The 16880-nt window shown below is 37.6% G+C and carries 18 protein-coding genes; 1 reads left to right on the forward strand and 17 read right to left on the reverse strand.

Annotation, left to right across the window (positions count from 1 at the left end):
* Positions 1-17: 17 nt before the first annotated feature.
* The 14 genes from galU to C7K43_RS05095 all read right to left on the reverse strand — a co-directional run bounded on the left by galU (position 18) and on the right by C7K43_RS05095 (position 12638).
* Positions 18-944, reverse strand: coding sequence for a UTP--glucose-1-phosphate uridylyltransferase GalU (gene galU / locus C7K43_RS05030; RefSeq protein WP_124005864.1), 927 nt, complete (start codon positions 942-944; stop codon positions 18-20).
* A gap of 18 nt (positions 945-962) precedes the next feature.
* Complete coding sequence (locus C7K43_RS05035; RefSeq protein ID WP_124005865.1) at positions 963-1976, reverse strand: NAD(P)H-dependent glycerol-3-phosphate dehydrogenase; 1014 nt, start codon at positions 1974-1976, stop codon at positions 963-965.
* Positions 1977-2051: 75 nt separating this feature from the next.
* Positions 2052-2885 carry a prolipoprotein diacylglyceryl transferase gene (lgt, locus tag C7K43_RS05040; protein ID WP_124005866.1) on the reverse strand — a complete coding sequence of 278 codons (834 nt, stop codon included), beginning with the start codon at positions 2883-2885 and terminating at the stop codon, positions 2052-2054.
* A 15-nt stretch (positions 2886-2900) separates the two neighbouring features.
* Positions 2901-3836 (reverse strand): HPr(Ser) kinase/phosphatase, encoded by a 936-nt coding sequence (hprK, locus tag C7K43_RS05045; RefSeq protein WP_124005867.1) that lies wholly within the window; start codon positions 3834-3836, stop codon positions 2901-2903.
* Positions 3837-4003: 167 nt separating this feature from the next.
* The gene (locus C7K43_RS05050; protein ID WP_124005868.1) at positions 4004-4810 is read right to left on the reverse strand and encodes a histidine phosphatase family protein; all 807 of its coding nucleotides are present in this window, start codon (positions 4808-4810) and stop codon (positions 4004-4006) included.
* Positions 4811-5101: 291 nt separating this feature from the next.
* Positions 5102-5461 carry a phage holin family protein gene (locus C7K43_RS05055; protein WP_124005869.1) on the reverse strand — a complete coding sequence of 120 codons (360 nt, stop codon included), beginning with the start codon at positions 5459-5461 and terminating at the stop codon, positions 5102-5104.
* On the reverse strand, positions 5461-5745 hold the full coding sequence (locus C7K43_RS05060) for a PspC domain-containing protein (RefSeq protein ID WP_124005870.1): 285 nt from the start codon (positions 5743-5745) through the stop codon (positions 5461-5463). The genes C7K43_RS05055 and C7K43_RS05060 overlap by 1 nt, the downstream gene beginning before the upstream one ends.
* Before the next feature lie 44 nt (positions 5746-5789).
* Positions 5790-7328 carry a daptomycin-sensing surface protein LiaX gene (liaX, locus tag C7K43_RS05065; RefSeq protein ID WP_124005871.1) on the reverse strand — a complete coding sequence of 513 codons (1539 nt, stop codon included), beginning with the start codon at positions 7326-7328 and terminating at the stop codon, positions 5790-5792.
* Between the two features lie 194 nt (positions 7329-7522).
* Positions 7523-8200 carry a phosphate signaling complex protein PhoU gene (phoU, locus tag C7K43_RS05070; protein ID WP_124005872.1) on the reverse strand — a complete coding sequence of 226 codons (678 nt, stop codon included), beginning with the start codon at positions 8198-8200 and terminating at the stop codon, positions 7523-7525.
* A 38-nt stretch (positions 8201-8238) separates the two neighbouring features.
* Complete coding sequence (pstB, locus tag C7K43_RS05075) at positions 8239-8997, reverse strand: phosphate ABC transporter ATP-binding protein PstB (RefSeq protein ID WP_124005873.1); 759 nt, start codon at positions 8995-8997, stop codon at positions 8239-8241.
* A 23-nt stretch (positions 8998-9020) separates the two neighbouring features.
* Positions 9021-9824, reverse strand: coding sequence for a phosphate ABC transporter ATP-binding protein PstB (gene pstB, locus C7K43_RS05080; protein WP_124005874.1), 804 nt, complete (start codon positions 9822-9824; stop codon positions 9021-9023).
* Positions 9825-9870: 46 nt separating this feature from the next.
* Positions 9871-10755, reverse strand: coding sequence for a phosphate ABC transporter permease PstA (gene pstA / locus C7K43_RS05085; RefSeq protein WP_124005875.1), 885 nt, complete (start codon positions 10753-10755; stop codon positions 9871-9873).
* Positions 10755-11675, reverse strand: a complete 921-nt coding sequence (gene pstC / locus C7K43_RS05090) for a phosphate ABC transporter permease subunit PstC (protein ID WP_124005876.1) — start codon at positions 11673-11675, stop codon at positions 10755-10757. Before pstC ends, pstA begins: the two co-directional genes overlap by 1 nt.
* 108 nt (positions 11676-11783) lie before the next feature.
* Positions 11784-12638 carry a phosphate ABC transporter substrate-binding protein PstS gene (locus C7K43_RS05095; RefSeq protein ID WP_124005877.1) on the reverse strand — a complete coding sequence of 285 codons (855 nt, stop codon included), beginning with the start codon at positions 12636-12638 and terminating at the stop codon, positions 11784-11786.
* Positions 12639-13046: 408 nt separating this feature from the next.
* Here C7K43_RS05095 and C7K43_RS05100 point away from each other — a divergent pair, with 408 nt between their 5' ends.
* Complete coding sequence (locus tag C7K43_RS05100; protein WP_124005878.1) at positions 13047-13898, forward strand: aldo/keto reductase; 852 nt, start codon at positions 13047-13049, stop codon at positions 13896-13898.
* A gap of 182 nt (positions 13899-14080) precedes the next feature.
* Here C7K43_RS05100 and ftsX read toward each other — a convergent pair whose 3' ends face one another.
* The 3 genes from ftsX to prfB form a co-directional block, all read right to left on the reverse strand.
* On the reverse strand, positions 14081-14965 hold the full coding sequence (ftsX, locus tag C7K43_RS05105; RefSeq protein WP_124005879.1) for a permease-like cell division protein FtsX: 885 nt from the start codon (positions 14963-14965) through the stop codon (positions 14081-14083).
* Positions 14958-15644, reverse strand: a complete 687-nt coding sequence (ftsE, locus tag C7K43_RS05110; RefSeq protein ID WP_124005880.1) for a cell division ATP-binding protein FtsE — start codon at positions 15642-15644, stop codon at positions 14958-14960. Before ftsE ends, ftsX begins: the two co-directional genes overlap by 8 nt.
* A 106-nt stretch (positions 15645-15750) precedes the next feature.
* Positions 15751-16861 (reverse strand): peptide chain release factor 2 gene (prfB, locus tag C7K43_RS05115; protein ID WP_124005881.1). Its coding sequence is split into 2 segments (ribosomal slippage): positions 15751-16788 and positions 16790-16861, totalling 1110 coding nucleotides; the frame shifts between segments, so codons are not numbered across the junction.
* Positions 16862-16880: the final 19 nt, after the last annotated feature.

Here is a 16880-nt window from a genome sequence, read left to right on the forward strand (position 1 = left end):
GAATCGTTAGTGATAGCTTATTTCTCTTTTGTGTCTTTTTTGCTTTTTGTTGTTTCATTTCCTTGCTTTTTTTGATTAAGTTCACTACCGAGTTCGATAATGAATTCTGCCAAATCATCTTTAATTTGGGGATGAACCAATCCATATTCGATACTTGTTCGCATAAAACCAAATTTGTCGCCTACATCAAAACGTTTGCCTTTAAATTCTCGTGCAAATACACGTTGCGTTTTATTTAAAGTATCAATGGCATCAGTCAGTTGGATCTCATCGCCTGCACCAGGCGCTAAATTTTCCAAAATAGAAAAGATCTCCGGTGTTAGTAAGTAACGACCAATAATTGCCAAATCACTAGGTGCCACTTCTGGCTCAGGTTTTTCAACAAAACTATTAACATTATATAGCCCTTTTTCCACCTGCCCATCAGGGTTGATGATCCCATATTTCGAAGTGTCTTCATGGGGTACTTTCATCACCGCAATAGTTGAAGCATGTGTTTTTTCATAATCGTCTATCAATTGTTTGCTTAGTGGTACTCTATCTTCCATCAGGTCATCACCTAACATCACGACAAATGGCTCATTGCCTACAAAAGCTTTTGCTTGTAAAACAGCATGACCCAGGCCTTTAGGATGTGATTGACGAATGAAATGGAGATTAACATCCGTGGTTTCTTCCACTAATTTTAATAAATCATTTTTGCCTTTTTCTTTCAAATTCATTTCTAACTCTAAGTTAGCGTCAAAATGGTCTTCAATCGGTCGTTTCCCTTTGCCTGTAACGATCAAGATATCTTCGATTCCTGAATTCAATGCTTCTTCTACAATGAATTGAATCGTTGGCTTATCCACAATAGGTAACATTTCTTTGGCCATCGCTTTAGTTGCCGGCAGAAAACGCGTACCTAGCCCTGCTGCAGGAATCACCGCTTTTCTTACTTTCATCAAAAAAGTCTCCTTTTATTAAGAAAATTCATTTTCCACTTTACCATCACGCATCATAATATCTTTAGCTGCTTGATCGATATCTTTATCTTCATAAAGTACTCGATAAATGGTTTCTGTAATAGGCATTTCTACTCCTAAATGTTCAGCAAGTTCCATTGCTGCTTTCGTTGTTGAAACACCTTCTACAATCATTCCCATGTTATCTAAAATGTCTTGTAACTTTTGTCCTTTTCCTAACATGTTACCAGCACGCCAGTTACGCGAATGCACACTCGTACAAGTAACGATCAAATCGCCTACGCCACTTAAACCGCTAAAGGTCAAAGGATCCGCACCCATGGCTACTCCTAAGCGGCTAATTTCTGCCAGACCTCTTGTCATAATAGCAGCTTTGGCATTATCCCCAAAGCCAAGACCGGCAATTGCACCTGATCCGATAGCAATAATGTTTTTTAAAGCAGCCCCTGTTTCAACGCCCACTACATCATTGTTGGTGTAAATGCGCAAATATTTATTCATAAAGGCTTGTTGGACATATTTTGCTGCTTCTTCATCATCACTTGCAGCTGTAATGGTTGTAATATCATGAACAGCTACTTCTTCTGCATGACTAGGGCCAGATAAAACAACGAGTCCTTTTCTTTTTTCTGCGGGAAGTTCTTCATTAATGACTTCTGAAATGCGTTTATGGGTTCCTTGTTCCAATCCTTTAGACGCATGAATAATATAAGGTTTATTTTCAATAATAGTAGCTAATTGTTTCGCTACGCTGCGGATTGCTTTGGTAGGTACCACTAATAAAATCGCATCGGCATCTTTAACTGCCGTTTTTAAGTCTTTTTGGCCTATAATATTTTCAGGCATTTTTAAATCTGGCAAATAATGCCGATTCGTATGGTAGGTATTAATTTCATCAATTTGCGCGGGATTATCGCCCCACAAATTTACTTCATGTCCGTTCTCAGATAACACTTGTGCTAAAGCTGTCCCCCATGAACCTGGACCTAGCACGGTAATTTTTTGTTTCAAAATGAAACCTCCTTAAATTCTTTTGCAACTAACTGACTCATTCAAATTTTACCACAACCCAGCCCTTAAATCTTGCTAGATTATATATTGGTTTTCACCTTGAGTTCGATCATAATCTTTTAATCGATCGTTTTTCTTACGCCGCCAGATCAGAAGGAACCAGCCACCCAAAAACAAGACAAGTGAAAGTAATTGAGAAACGCGGATAGAACTAAACAAATATAAGCTATCCGTGCGCAATCCTTCAATGAAAAACCGACCAAAACTATACCATATCACATAACTTATCGCGACTTCTCCTTCTTTAAACAATCCTTTTTTTCTACGCAGTATAATAAGTAAAATAAAACCCAATATGCTCCAGACAGATTCGTATAAGAAAGTTGGTTGGCGATAAGCCCCATCAATGTAGACATTTTCGATAATAAAGTTAGGAATGTGCAAGTTTTCTAAAAAACTTCTAGTCGTCTCTGGACCATAGGCTTCATGATTTATAAAATTTCCCCAACGACCGATCCCCTGTGCAATAAGTACACTAGGCGCTGCAATATCTAAAAAAGTCCATGTTGGTATAAAATTTCTTTGGCAAAAGAAAAGTAGCCAAAGCCCCCCTGCAATTAATCCACCATATATAGCTAATCCACCGGAACGTAAATTAAATATTTGGATAGGATCATTCAAGTAGGGCCCGATATTGAATAAAACATAGTAGAGTCGCGCACCGATAAAAGAAATTGGTAAGCCCGCCAACATAAAGTCGGTCACATCATCTTCTCTTAAACCAGCACGCACAGCTTCTCTAGAGCTGAGCCACATCGCAATGATGACGCCAGAAACAATGATGATCGCATACCAATAAATATCAATACCAAAAATTTCAAACGCCGTTCGGCTGATTGTTCCTGTCATTTATTTGCCCCTTTTCTATAAATCAGAATTTTCTTCAATCAGACGTGTCAGCCTGTCTTCAAAAGATTTTGTTGCGTCATATCCCATAGTTCTAGCACGGAAATTCATTGCGGCAACTTCAATGATAATTGAAAGGTTTCGACCTGTTTTAACGGGTATCCTAACTTGCGGGATTGCGACTTCGTTTAATTCAACGGTATCATCGGAAGATCCCAAGCGATCGTATTTTTTGTCTTTTTCCCAACTCTCTAAATAAACAGCCAGTTGGATTTGCATTTTTGAACGTACCGCACTTGCGCCAAATAAATGCATCACATCAATGATACCAATTCCACGAATTTCAATTAAATGTTCAAGAATTTGTGGTGGTTCACCAATTAAAGTTAATTCATCTTGTTTATAGATATCCACACGATCATCGGCAATTAAACGGTGACCTCTTTTAATCAATTCCAAAGCAGTTTCACTTTTTCCGATTCCACTATCGCCTTGAAGTAAAACGCCTAGTCCATATACATCAACCAGTACACCGTGTACACTTTCTCTTACCGCCAATCGACCATCCAAATAACTTGAAATTTGTCCTGATAAACGGGAAGTAGTAATTTTAGAACGTAAAATGGGCAACTGATTTTCAGTACAAGTTGTAAGCATTTCTTCTGGCACTTCTAACCCTCTCGAGATAATAAAGCCTGGTGTATCTTCTGCACATAAACGACGCATGATCATCAACCGTTCTTCTGACATCATACGACGTGAAAAAGTAATTTCTTTGCTACCAAAAAGTTGTAAGCGATCATGCGAATAATAATTAAAATAGCCCGTTAATTCAAGACCAGGGCGTGAAATATCGCCTGTGATAATCTCGCGTGACAAAGCTTGCTCATCGCCACTTACGATTTCTAAATCTAAAGCTTTGGCTAATTCACCTACTTTTACGGTTTCCGCCATTTGGTTCCCTCTTTTCTAACCATATTTTCTTTCCTATTTTATCATTGAAAGCAAAAAGATACTAGAAAAGAAAAAATTTCTAGTATCTTCCTGTTAAATATTACACTGATTGAACATTTTTACTTATTGATAGAACTTCATCAGCTTAACTAGAAACAATCGCCTGATTATTCTTCGCCTTCTTCTAGATAAGAAGTATCGCCAATGTTTTCTACATCTAAATCACCGTCTTGGTAATGGATTTTGGTCACGCTAGCATTTTCTAATGAATCTCCTTCATACTTATCCGTCATACCGGCTAGCATCACATTAATGGACATGCCATGACTGACAACTAAGACATTGCCGCCACCTTCTTCACTTTGTTTTTCTGCAATTTTTTCAATCGCATCGGTCATCCGCTCTTGCACTTTATCAGCGCCTTCTGCATAACCTGATTGGTCAGCATAGTAATGTGCGTTAGCTAGCCAAGACCATTCATCTTCATTCGGTTTTCTTTCTTCGCTTTCATACTCCTCATAAGAGTCATAACCAGCTTCTTTGGCTTGATCTTCATTGACAGTTTCTAGTGATTCCCCTTCAAATTGACCTGAACCAGCTTCTCGTAAACCTTCCATTTCATGAACTTGCTCATCTTCTTGTTCTAATCCGCTTAAGACTGCATCAGCTGTATCATGTGCACGCTTCATGTCACTGGAATAGACCGACTGGAAAGTAACCTCTTCTTTTGCCAAACCTTGACCTAAATCAACAGCTACTTCCTCCCCTTCATCGGTTAGCGGGGTATCTGACCAACCTTGAACTTTGTCTAGGTCGTTAAACATCGTTTCACCATGCCTAGTTAAATAAATCGTCACTTCATCACTCTCTGCACCTGTACTGCTAGTTGCTGTTGTTTGTTCGCCTTGTTGCGTGCAGCCTGCAAATACTAATAAACCCAAAACAACCACCCCAGCAAAAATCTTCTTTTTCAAATTTTTCCCTCCTTCAAATTATGAAAACGCTTGCGTTAAAAATATTACGCAAAAAAGAACCGAAAGTCAACAACAATTATCATAAAAAAGCTCCAAAAAGTCAGAAATTCAGTCTAACTTTGTGGAGCCAGTGGGTTATAAAATGGTCATTTAACTGTAATGGGAATTGAAGTGGAAAAATAAAAAACGGACAGCTCTTCAATCAACCAATGAAAAGGAAGGAGAATAATAATTTCTTTTTAGTAAATAAAGACCATTTATCTGAGTAAACTCTCAAATAAATGGTCCTTATTATTTCACGTATTTTCGCATATTATGATCGGTTACAATCATATTAACTACCGACATAATAATGGCCACTAACAATGAAGCGCCAAATGAAGAAAAGCCAAAATTGGCTGTTCCCACTAAGCTTGAAGTCATTTGCAACATCGCCGCATTAATCAGAAAACTGAAAAACCCTAAAGTTAAAATTGTCAAAGGTAACGATAAGAGCGTCAAAATTGGTTTAATCAAAGTGTTTAAAATTGATAAGACAAAACTCGCTAAGAGAGCTGTCAAGAAACTTTCAACATGAACCATTTGCGGCAGCAATACCGATAAGCTGATAAAGGTCAGCATATTTACGATAAGTCGCTCAAAATAGCTCACTAGAAATCACTCCAGTCATCTTCATCCACTTTCTCCGCTTCTTTGCGTTGACGCTGCTTACTACCATGATTTGAACGATAGTAGCCTCCTCGCTTTGAGCGATTTGCTGGGATGATCAAAGCCAACACGATATATAAGAAAACAGGGGCTCCGATTCCCATCAATGAGATGAAAACGTAAATAATACGAACGATCGTTGGATCAATATTAAAGTATTCTGCAATCCCTGCTAATGTACCTGTTAATATGACGTTACTATTGGATTTTGTTAATTTCTTTTTCATACAGTCACCACCCTTAAATAATTATCCTTGTTTCTATTTTACACTTATTTACCTGAATCTTTCAAATAAATATTCCCTGTTGTAGTAGATAAATCAACTTGGGCTATAGGATCATTTTTACGACGAAAATGTAGTAGTTGATTCGTACGTTCATCCTTTTGTCGTACCACTTCATAATCAGACAAACGATTATTAATCGTACCTAAGTTCGTTTTAGCTGTCGCTTCTAATCCTAGTAGGCTAGGAAATGCTACTTTGATATTACCATTTACTGAATGAGCATCTAAACGATTTACTTTATCTTCGTTCATTGTTAGACGGATATCTCCGTTAACAATTGAGATTCCAGTATTTTGAGGAGTAGCACCCATAGTCACATTTCCATTCACTGTTTCGATAACTGAATCAATGATTTCCCCTTGTGCCACGTTGATTGCGCCATGAACGCCTTCAATTTCTAACATAGAGGCATTAATCGAATCAATATCAATTTGACCATTCGTTGTTTTCAGATAAATATCTTTTACATCTAATTCATTGATGTTAATAGCACCATTTAATGATTTAATCGACACATGATCATAAATACGTTTTGGCAGATTAAACACTAAATCACAGCGAATTCGTTTGTTGGGTACTTGAAAAGATAAGTGTTCCTCATCTTCAACGATTTGACTCCGTTGTTCGAACGCTTCTTCAGGTGTAGCAGCATCCATTTTGCCATATAATTTAATTTTAGCATCAATTTTAATATCAGGCTGATCCCACATATTAAACGTCATACTCCCATTGGCAATCTTAATATCCAAGATACTGGCATCGGTTTGAGGAAATTCAAACGTTTTTTCGAATTTCGTCGTCGGTACACCCGGCACACGAAGGTTAATATCTTTCCATTCGACATTCTCGTTAACCGATTCTGAGACGTTATCAAATGTTTTCTTTAAAAATTCACCTAGATGATTTCCGGCTTCGGCCATTTTACCACCGAATTGGTTCCACGTTTCCCCAGCTTGTTCTTTCCAGTCATCTGGAATATCCATTTTTTCGTTCCATTTTTCTTTCTTTTGATTCCACTGGTCTTTGCGGATCGTTTTTAACTTTTCTTCTAACCGACTACGTTCTTCATTTAGATCATTCAATGACTCTTGCAAGTCGCTCATTTCTTCTTTTAATTCTTCACGTCTTGCAATGTCTTCTTCACTTAACTCATCAAGTTCTTCTTGAGTATCAATTTGCATGACTTCTTCACGTTTTTCGGACATTTCTTCTTTAATGCCCTTGATTTCAGCATTAATTTCGTCTAATTCAGCAGACGCTTGGTTAGCGCGTGTTGCTAATTCATCTAACATTTCTTCTAAACGTTTTTTATCTGCTGCACTTTTATCATCAGTTGCTTGTCCAAATGATTCTTCTGCACTTGTTTGGTGTTCTGCTTGTTTTTGGGCATTTAATTTAGCGCCATCTTTTTGAATTTGTGCTTCATCTTTTTCTTTTGCCGCTTCTTCTAACAGGTCCAAGGCTTCTTCCGTGGAAAGTACACCCTTTTTTACTAAATCCATAATTCGTTCTCTTTCGTTCATGGAAATTGCCTCCTTAAAAAGTTTTTCCTTACATTAATATTATGCCTTCTTTCTTGGAAAAAATCATAGGTCTTAAGTACCAAGTTTACTATTTTTTAGTTAGAAGTTCTCTACCTAAAACGGATCAATCAATTACGATATAAAAAACGGCCAAACAATAGAAAGAATGTTTGGTCGCTTTTACTACTATTTCTTTATTCATCAGGTTGTCGATTTGAATTTAACTCGGTAATCTTACCGGTAGCTAAATAAACGATCCACTCGCAAATATTAGTTACATAATCACCGATTCGTTCTAAATATTGGCCTACACTCAAATAATCAGTCCCACTAACCACGGTTTCTGGTTGGTCTTGCATTATTTTGATCGTACTAGAATAAATCTCATGGTAAAACTGATTAACCCGTTGATCCATCTTCGCAATCATTCTAGCGTCTTCTTCGTCGGTTTTGACATACGCTATTAAGACATTGTCGACCATTTTTTTAACGTAATCAGACATATCAGAAATAATTTTTTCAATTTCGGCAATCCGCGTGGTCCCTTTAACGCGAATGGTTGATTTAGCGATAGAGACTGCGTGGTCTGCCATTCGTTCTAAATCAGAACTTGCTTTCATGACCGTAATAATTGTGCGAAGATCGGTGGTAACTGGTTGTTGCAAGGCGATCATTTCAAAACTTTTTTTCTCTAATTTCACTTCATGTTCATTTACATGTTCGTCTTTATCAATCACTTCATTTGCCAACTTTTTGTCGTGAGTAATATAAGAAGTCACTGATTTGGAGACAGCATCACTGACTAGCATCCCCATCTCATAAAATTGATTGTGTAAATTCAATAGGTCTTCTTCAAATTGGGAACGTAACATAGCGTTTTCCACCCTTTCCATATCTATTGTATAAAATTCTAACCGAATCTACCAGAAATATAATCATCGGTTTGTTTTTCTTGTGGTTCTAAAAAGATATTTTTTGTTTTATTGAACTCAATTAAGTCGCCATTTAGAAAAAAAGCCGTCTTATCTGAAATCCGAGAAGCTTGGGACATATTATGAGTAACAATGACCATGGTGTACTTCCCTTTTAATTCTAACAAGGTATTTTCAATTTTTCCTGAAGAAACCGGATCTAGTGCACTTGTAGGCTCATCCAATAAAATAATAGCTGGATCCACCGCTAAGACACGAGCAATGCAAACACGTTGTTGTTGCCCGCCAGATAAGTTAAGAGCACTGGCGTGAAGCTTGTCTTTCACATCGTCCCATACAGAAGCCGCTTTTAAACTTTCTTCAACAATTTGATCCAGCTGCTCTTTGTCTTTAATACCTTTTAATTTTAAGCCATAAGTGATATTTTCATAAACGGAAAAAGGAAACGGATTAGGCTGTTGAAAAACCATCCCAATCTCTTTTCTTAAATCTACTATATCAGTTTTAGGTCCAAAAATATCTTGTTCTTTATAAAGAACACTACCTGTAGTTGTTACATTGGGAATCAAATCATTCATGCGGTTTAAACAACGTAAAAAAGTTGACTTTCCGCAGCCAGATGGACCAATCAATGCAGTGATTTCACCTTCATTAAGAGTGAGATTAATTCCTTTTAAAGCTTCATTTTGACCATAATAAAGATGAAGATCTTTTGTAGATATAATTGTTTCTGCCATGGGTTTGTATCCTTTCCTTTTTCTTAACCAAAATGTCCAGAGACATAGTCTTCTGTCGCTTTTATTTTTGGTCGAGTAAAGACTTTACGTGTTACATCATACTCTAATACGTTTCCTAGATAAAAGAATGCAGTATAATCACTAATACGAGCTGCTTGCTGCATGTTATGAGTCACAATGACAACCGAATAATGTTCTTTTAGTTGTATCAACGTTTCTTCGACCGTCCCTGTTGAAATAGGATCTAAAGCACTAGCTGGTTCATCTAACAATAAAATATCGGGTTTCATCGCAATCGCTCGGGCAATACATAATCGTTGTTGTTGGCCACCAGATAAAGCTAAAGCACTTTTATGCAAAGAATCTTTGACCTGATCCCATAAAGCAGCTTGCTTTAAGCTTGTTTCGACAATTTCATCTAGTTTCTTCTTGTCTTTTTCTCCGTGACGTTGTAGTGCAAACGTAATGTTTTCATAAATTGATTTACTAAACGGATTAGGTTGTTGAAAAACCATCCCAATTCGCTTACGCATCTCATAAACGTCGACTTCTTTTGAATTTAAGTCTACATCTTTATACATGATTTTACCCGTCACTTTTGTGTTGGCAATTTCATCATTCATTCGATTTAAAGAACGTAGATATGTAGATTTCCCACATCCAGACGGACCAATCAAAGCGGTAATTTTATTTTTTTCAAATTCAAGATCGATACCTTTGATGGCTTCATTATTTCCATACCAAACATGTAAATCTTGCGTATTCAAAATAACATCGCGATCTTGCATTTCAAATATATTTCTATCTTGTAAGTTGTACTCTTCCATAATGGCTTGAACTCCCTTAGCTAAAAGCTAGTAAAATAATGGACAATCAGGCTGAAGTTAATCTTTTATATAATCTCTTACCTACAGCCCGTGCACTGAAATTAAAGAACAACACAGCGAGAATCAAAACAGCAGAAGCCCCTGCAGATACAGCATCGCCATCTGGCATGGTGCCTTCTGAATTAATTTTCCAAATGTGCACGGCCAATGTTTCTGCTTGACGGAACAAGCCAATCGGACTCGAAATACTGAGTGGATTCCAATTGGTAAAATCTAAAGCAGGAGCACTTTGACCCGCAGTGTAAATTAAAGCAGCCGCTTCACCAAAAATCCGGCCCGAGCTTAAGATCACACCGCTTAAAATACCTGGAGTAGCTGCTGGCAATACCACGTGCAATACGGTTTCCCAACGAGAAAGGCCTAACGCTAAGCCAGCTTCTCTTTGCGTATGGTGGATAGCATTGAGTGATTCTTCAATATTTCTCGTTAAAAGAGGTAAGTTGAAAAAGGTCAATGCTAAAGCACCAGAAATAATGGAAAATCCATATTGAAATTGTACTACGAAAATTAAAAATCCGAATAGACCAACAACTACAGAAGGCAAGGAACTCAATATTTCTACAGAAGTTCGTATAATGTCTGTCACCCAATTCTTTTTCGCATACTCAGATAAATAGATCCCTGAACCTAAAGAAATTGGAAGACTAATTAACATTGTAATAAGCAACAAATAAAAAGAATTAAACAACTGGATGCCAATACCGCCGCCTTCTTGATACGCCTTTGCTGGCTGGGTCAAAAATTCCCAGGAAATATGTGGCAACCCGCGAACAAGTATAAAAAGCAGTAAAAAAGCAAGAATCAAAACAAGAAATGCGGCAATAATATAAAGTATCGCTGTTGCGATTTTATCCCAACGTTTAGCTTTCATTACTTCATCGCTCCTTTCTTGCCGATTAAGCGGATCACAATATTAAAGATCAGAGACATCAATAGCAAAATTAAAGCAAGCGACCAAAGGACATTATTTTCAACCGTCCCCATAATCGTATTGCCGATTCCCATCGTTAGAATCGAGGTCAAGGTAGAAGCTGGCGTCACTAAACTAGTTGGCATCAATGCAGCATTACCAATAACCATTTGAATAGCTAAAGCTTCACCAAATGCCCGGGCCATTCCAAAAACTACTGCTGTTAAAATGCCTGGAATGGCCGCCCGCAGCACAACTTTATAGATTGTTTGCCAACGGGTTGCACCTAGAGCAAGTGAGGCCTCTCGATAATGACGAGGAACAGCTTTTAAAGCATCTACGGTCATAGTTGTAACTGTAGGTAAAATCATAACGAACAAAACAAAAGTACCGGCTAAAATACCAAAACCTGTGCCACCAAAAAGCGCACGAATAACCGGAACAATGATCGACAAACCGATAAAACCATAAACAACCGAAGGAATACCAACTAACAGTTCAATAACTGGTTGTAACAGTTTTTGTCCATTTTTAGGCGAAATTTCAACCATAAAGACGGCTGCTCCAATCGCAAACGGTGTTGCAACAATTGCCGATAAGAACGTCACCAGAAATGAACCAACAATCATTGGTAATGCCCCAACCATGGGTTGACCATCTGAACCAACTTGGCTAGGATTCCATTCTGTTCCAAATAAAAAGTCAAAGACATTTACTTTATCAACAAAAAATGTAGCCAAGCCTTTACTTGCTACAAAATAAAAAATGGATAAAACAACCAATACAATAATAGAAATACACAAGAAACTGATGATTTTCCCGCGTTGTTCTAGTTTGGACTTTTTCGACTTTTTGGTTAACACTTCTTTTACATTTTCCAAAAGGGTTCCTCCTTGTTCCTTATTACCTTTTTAGTCTAATCTTATGACATCAATTTTTAATGAAGGGACTGTAAAATTCACGCGAAGTTTGTAAAGTTTACGTAAAGCCTACTCCACAATGTCTCCGTTAGCATCACGTTCAACTTTCATTTGTGATACAGGAATATAACCTAATTGACCGACTAAATTTTTTTGTACATCATCTGAAAGAGTATAATCTAAAAATTCTTTGGTCAATCCTGTAGGCTCACCTTTTGTATACATGTGTTCATAAGACCAAATCGGCCAGTCATTGGTTGTTACATTTTCATCCGTAGGCTGGACACCGTCGATCGCTAAAACATCAACGTCATCAGTAACATATGAAAAAGCAATATAACTGATTGCTCCAGGTGTATCACTGACAATTTGTCTAACCATTCCGCTTGAATCTTGTTCTTGTGAAGCAATCGGATTTTCATCGTCAAGAATCCATTTTTCAAAAGTATCTCGAGTTCCACTGCCAGAAGCGCGATTCAAAATGACAATTTCCTGGTCATTTCCCCCGACTTCTTTCCAATTAGTAATCTTTCCTAAAAATATTTCTTTCAATTCATCTTTTGATAATTCATCAACGCCAATATCTTGGTTGACAATGGGCGTAATGCCAATAACCGCTACTCGATGGTCGACAAGTTGACTAGCGTCCACACCGCTTTTTTCTTCTGCAAACATATCTGAATTACCAATATCGACTGCTCCTGATTGGACTTGGCTTAAGCCCGTTCCACTACCGCCGCCTTGGACATTCACAAATTGCCCTGGGCGATCTTGTTGAAATTCTTCTGCCACTGTTTCCACTAAAGGCTGCAACGCAGAAGACCCAACTGCTGTAACAGATTCTCCTTGATCAATCCATTGACTGCAACCAGAAAGGATAATTGTAAAACCAAGAGTTAATAATCCTACTATCTTCTTTTTCATTAGAAGCTCCTTTATTAAATTTGTAACTTACAGTAAACGATCATTGCTTTATCCGTTATATAGAAAGCATGATCGCCTTTATTTTAGCATGTTTCTCGCTACTTAAAAACCTTAATTCTACTTCTATAAAAAGAAACCGCTACCCTTATTATTAGGCTGTGACAGGCACTAACAACAGAAGCGGTTTCTTATGTTTTCTATGATAACAGAACGAGTGGTAAAAAAGCTCTCTTTTACATCGTACAGTATTTTACTCCCTTTGTCTTATAAATTTGAATGGACTAACACATAAGATCGTTTGCTAATTAGTTGACTTATGATAAATTACAAACTACTATGAATGCATAAAATCGTTTCCAAAGAGACATTTATTCATGCTTGATGATAGAAATAAGAAGGAGGAGCAAAATGACAATACCAACATTTCAATTAACAGATGGAACGATCTTACCAGCAGTAGGATTTGGAACTGCAAATTTAAAGGGCGCTGAAGGCGTTCAGACACTAACGACTGCTATGCAAAATGGCTATCGGTTATTTGACACAGCGTACAACTATGAAAATGAGGGAACTCTGGGTCAAGCAATCAAAAAATCTAGCCTTACTCGAAAAGATTTATTAATTGCTTCTAAATTACCTGGACGTTCTCACCAATACCGTAAAGCTATTTCAGCTATTCAAGAATCGTTATATCGGACTGGGCTCGATTATTTTGACCTTTATCTTATTCATTGGCCCAATCCCAAGCGCGATGAATATGTAGAAGCATGGCAAGCAATGATTGATGCGCAGCGTTTTGGTCTTATCCGTTCGATTGGTGTTTCGAACTTTTTACCTGAACATTTAGAAAAATTAAAAAAAGAAACAGGCGTGCTTCCAGTGGTAAACCAGTTGGAATTGCATCCATTGTTTAGTCAAAAAGAACAACGAGAGTATCATAAGAAAAACCAAATTTTAACAGAAGCTTGGAGTCCATTAGGGGGTACTGACCATCAATTGGTTAGACCCGTTACCGAATTACCTTTATTAGTAGATTTAGCTAAAAAATACCATAAAAACGTGGGACAAATTATTTTACGTTGGGAATTTCAATTAGGCGTGCTTTCCTTACCTCTGTCACGTAATCCATTTAGACAAGTACAAAATCTTTCCCTTTTTGACTTTGAACTGACAAAGGAGGAAGTACAACAAATTATCGCGCTAGACCAAGAGGATGCTCGTGTTTCAGGACAAGATCCAAAGACCCATGAAGAATTATAATCGTTACAAAAACTAAACTAGCACGCTTCATTTGAACTTATATGTTTATTTTCTTAATAAGCATATAAGTTCAAATTTCTAGTGTCGTTACTAGTTTAATCGACGAGAAAAAAGCAGTTAGATGGTAATCTAACTGCTTTTGCACGTTCCTGAAACGATTTAAATTTTAACTCTAAATAATACTAGAATTTTAGGAAGCGGCGCATAGAAAAAGCGGAACCGATGGACCCGATCACAATACCTATAACCGCTAATAAAAGACTCATTTGCCAATTAAAGCTTCCCGGGCTTAGTAAACTATAATTGGAACGTTCTAAGATCGGATTAATTAACTCATAAGCTCGGTTGTAGACTGAATACATTAATATAATCGGTATAACTGAACCTAAGAGCCCAATCCAACCACCTTCAAGGAAGAAAGGCCAGCGGATGTAACCATTTTTAGCGCCAACCAAACGCATCACTTGGATCTCTTGCTTACGGGTTAGAATGGTCATTCGAATGGTATTAGAAATCAAGAAGATCGCAACGACAATAAGGACAATTGTACCGATTAACCCCCAAGTCCGTACGTTTTGAGCAATACTGAAAATTCGATCGGAAAGATCTTCACCATAAGAGGCTTCCTGAACATATTCAGTCATCCCATTAGCTTCTTCAGTAATCCCTTCTACGTATTGCGGATCATCTGCTCTGACAATAAAGACATCAAGCAGCGGATTATCTTGATCAAATAAGTCCCAAGAATCACCATAAGAGTTTTGTACTCTTTCTAATTCTTCATCCTTACTAGAAAAAGCAATTGAATCTACGTGAGGAATTTCTTCCAATTCTGCTCTTAATTCTTCTTTCTCGTCTTCATCTGCCTCGTAATTCACATAGACGGATACCTCAACATTGTTTTCCATATCTTGAGCTAATTTTACAGTATTTAAAATAATAACAAGAAACGCTCCTAATAAGGTTAACGTTATCGTCACGGCTGTAACAGACGAAACAGTCATCCATCCATTGCGACGTAAGCTTTTTAAGCTTTCTAAAACATGTTGGAAAAAATTCCTAAGCATCGTATCCATACTCTCCTTCCGCTTGGTCTCGAATGATTTTTCCATTCTCAATGGCAATCACACGGTGACGAATCGTATTTACAATGGTTCTATTATGTGTAGCCATTACAACGGTTGTTCCTTGAGCATTGATACGATCTAATAACTTCATAATTTCCCAAGAAATTTCAGGGTCTAAGTTTCCGGTAGGTTCATCAGCAATAACAACTTGCGGTGTATTTACAATCGCCCGTGCGATAGAAACACGTTGCTGTTCCCCGCCAGATAATTGATTAGGAAATACACGTGCTTTATGTTTTAAGCCAACCATATCTAATACATCCATAACCCTTTTTTTGATTTCTCTAGGTCTACGTCCGATAACTTGCATCGCATAAGCGACATTTTCATAAACTGTTTTTCTTTCTAGCAATTTATAATCTTGGAATACCACGCCAATTTCACGACGCAAATATGGCACTTCACGGTTTTTAATGTTCATCAAATCGTATTCAGCAACTTTCAAATCTCCGCCTGTTGGCTTTTCTTCACGATACATTAATTTGATAAACGTTGATTTACCAGCGCCAGAAGGACCAACAACATAAACAAACTCTCCTTGATCGATCGAAATCGAAAGGCCACGGATAGCTGCTGTACCATTCGGATACTTTTTGGTTACATCCTTCATTTCAATCATGGCTATCTCTCCTAAACATTTTTAATCATACCGAATCATTATAGCATGTAAATATTTCAATGAGTTTTCACTAAGTTACATTTTCTTTGCAATTCAATAACTTTTCTTAACCCGGTGCATTTAATTTCATTTTTAAATAAGCATCGATAAATTCATCAATTTGCCCATCCATTACCGCTTGCGTATTCCCTGTTTCATGATCATTTCGATGATCTTTAACCATTTGATAAGGGTGGAAAACATAGGAACGAATTTGCGAGCCCCAACCAATTTCAAGCTGTTCACCGCGCAAGGCAGCTTGTTCTTGTTCTTGCTTTTCAACTTCTTGCTGATACAGTTTTGCTTGTAACATACTCATTGCTTGCTCACGGTTTTTTAATTGGGAACGTTGCGCTTGACTGGCCGCAACAGTACCGGTTGGCAAGTGAGTGATACGTACGGCTGATTCTGTTTTATTAATGTGTTGTCCACCAGCTCCACTGGCGCGATAGGTGTCAATTTTCAATTCATCTGGGTTAATTTCAACAGCAATCGTGTCATCCAATTCTGGCATCACTTCAACTGAACAAAATGATGTGTGGCGTCGTTTTGCAGAATCAAAAGGGGAAATACGAACCAGTCGATGGACTCCTTTTTCTGATTTTAGCAGACCATAAGCGTTATGTCCTTTAATCAACAGGGTCACACTTTTAATTCCTGCTTCTTCTCCTGCTTGATAGTCGATCGTTTCTATTTGGAAATGGTGACTTTCAGCCCAGCGTGTATACATTCTCAATAACATGCTTCCCCAATCTTGTGATTCGGTTCCGCCAGCCCCCGGATGGAGTTCTACAATGGCATTGTTGCTATCATAAGGACCATCTAAGAGCAGTGCCAATTCATAATTAGCCATTTCTTTTTTTAATTTTCCCATTTTTTTATTCAATTCAGTTTGCAAATCACTATCTGCTTCTTCTTGTAACATTTCAAATAAGACTTCGGCATCTTCCACACCCTTGGCTAAATGTTTGAAGTTGTCATAGGTTGCCTTTTTTTGATTGTTCTCATTGATAACCTTTTGCGCTGTTTCTTGATCATCCCAAAAGGAGGGATCTGCCATTTGATTTTCGGCTTGAGCGATATCTTCTTCTAACTGTTCAAGGTCAAAGAGACCCCCTAAAACTTGCGATTTGCTCTTTCATTGCGTCAATTTGATTTCGTATTTCTGCCATTTCCATCCTTATTCCTTCTTTCTTC

This window comes from Tetragenococcus koreensis, from assembly GCF_003795145.1.
GTDB lineage: Bacteria > Bacillota > Bacilli > Lactobacillales > Enterococcaceae > Tetragenococcus > Tetragenococcus koreensis.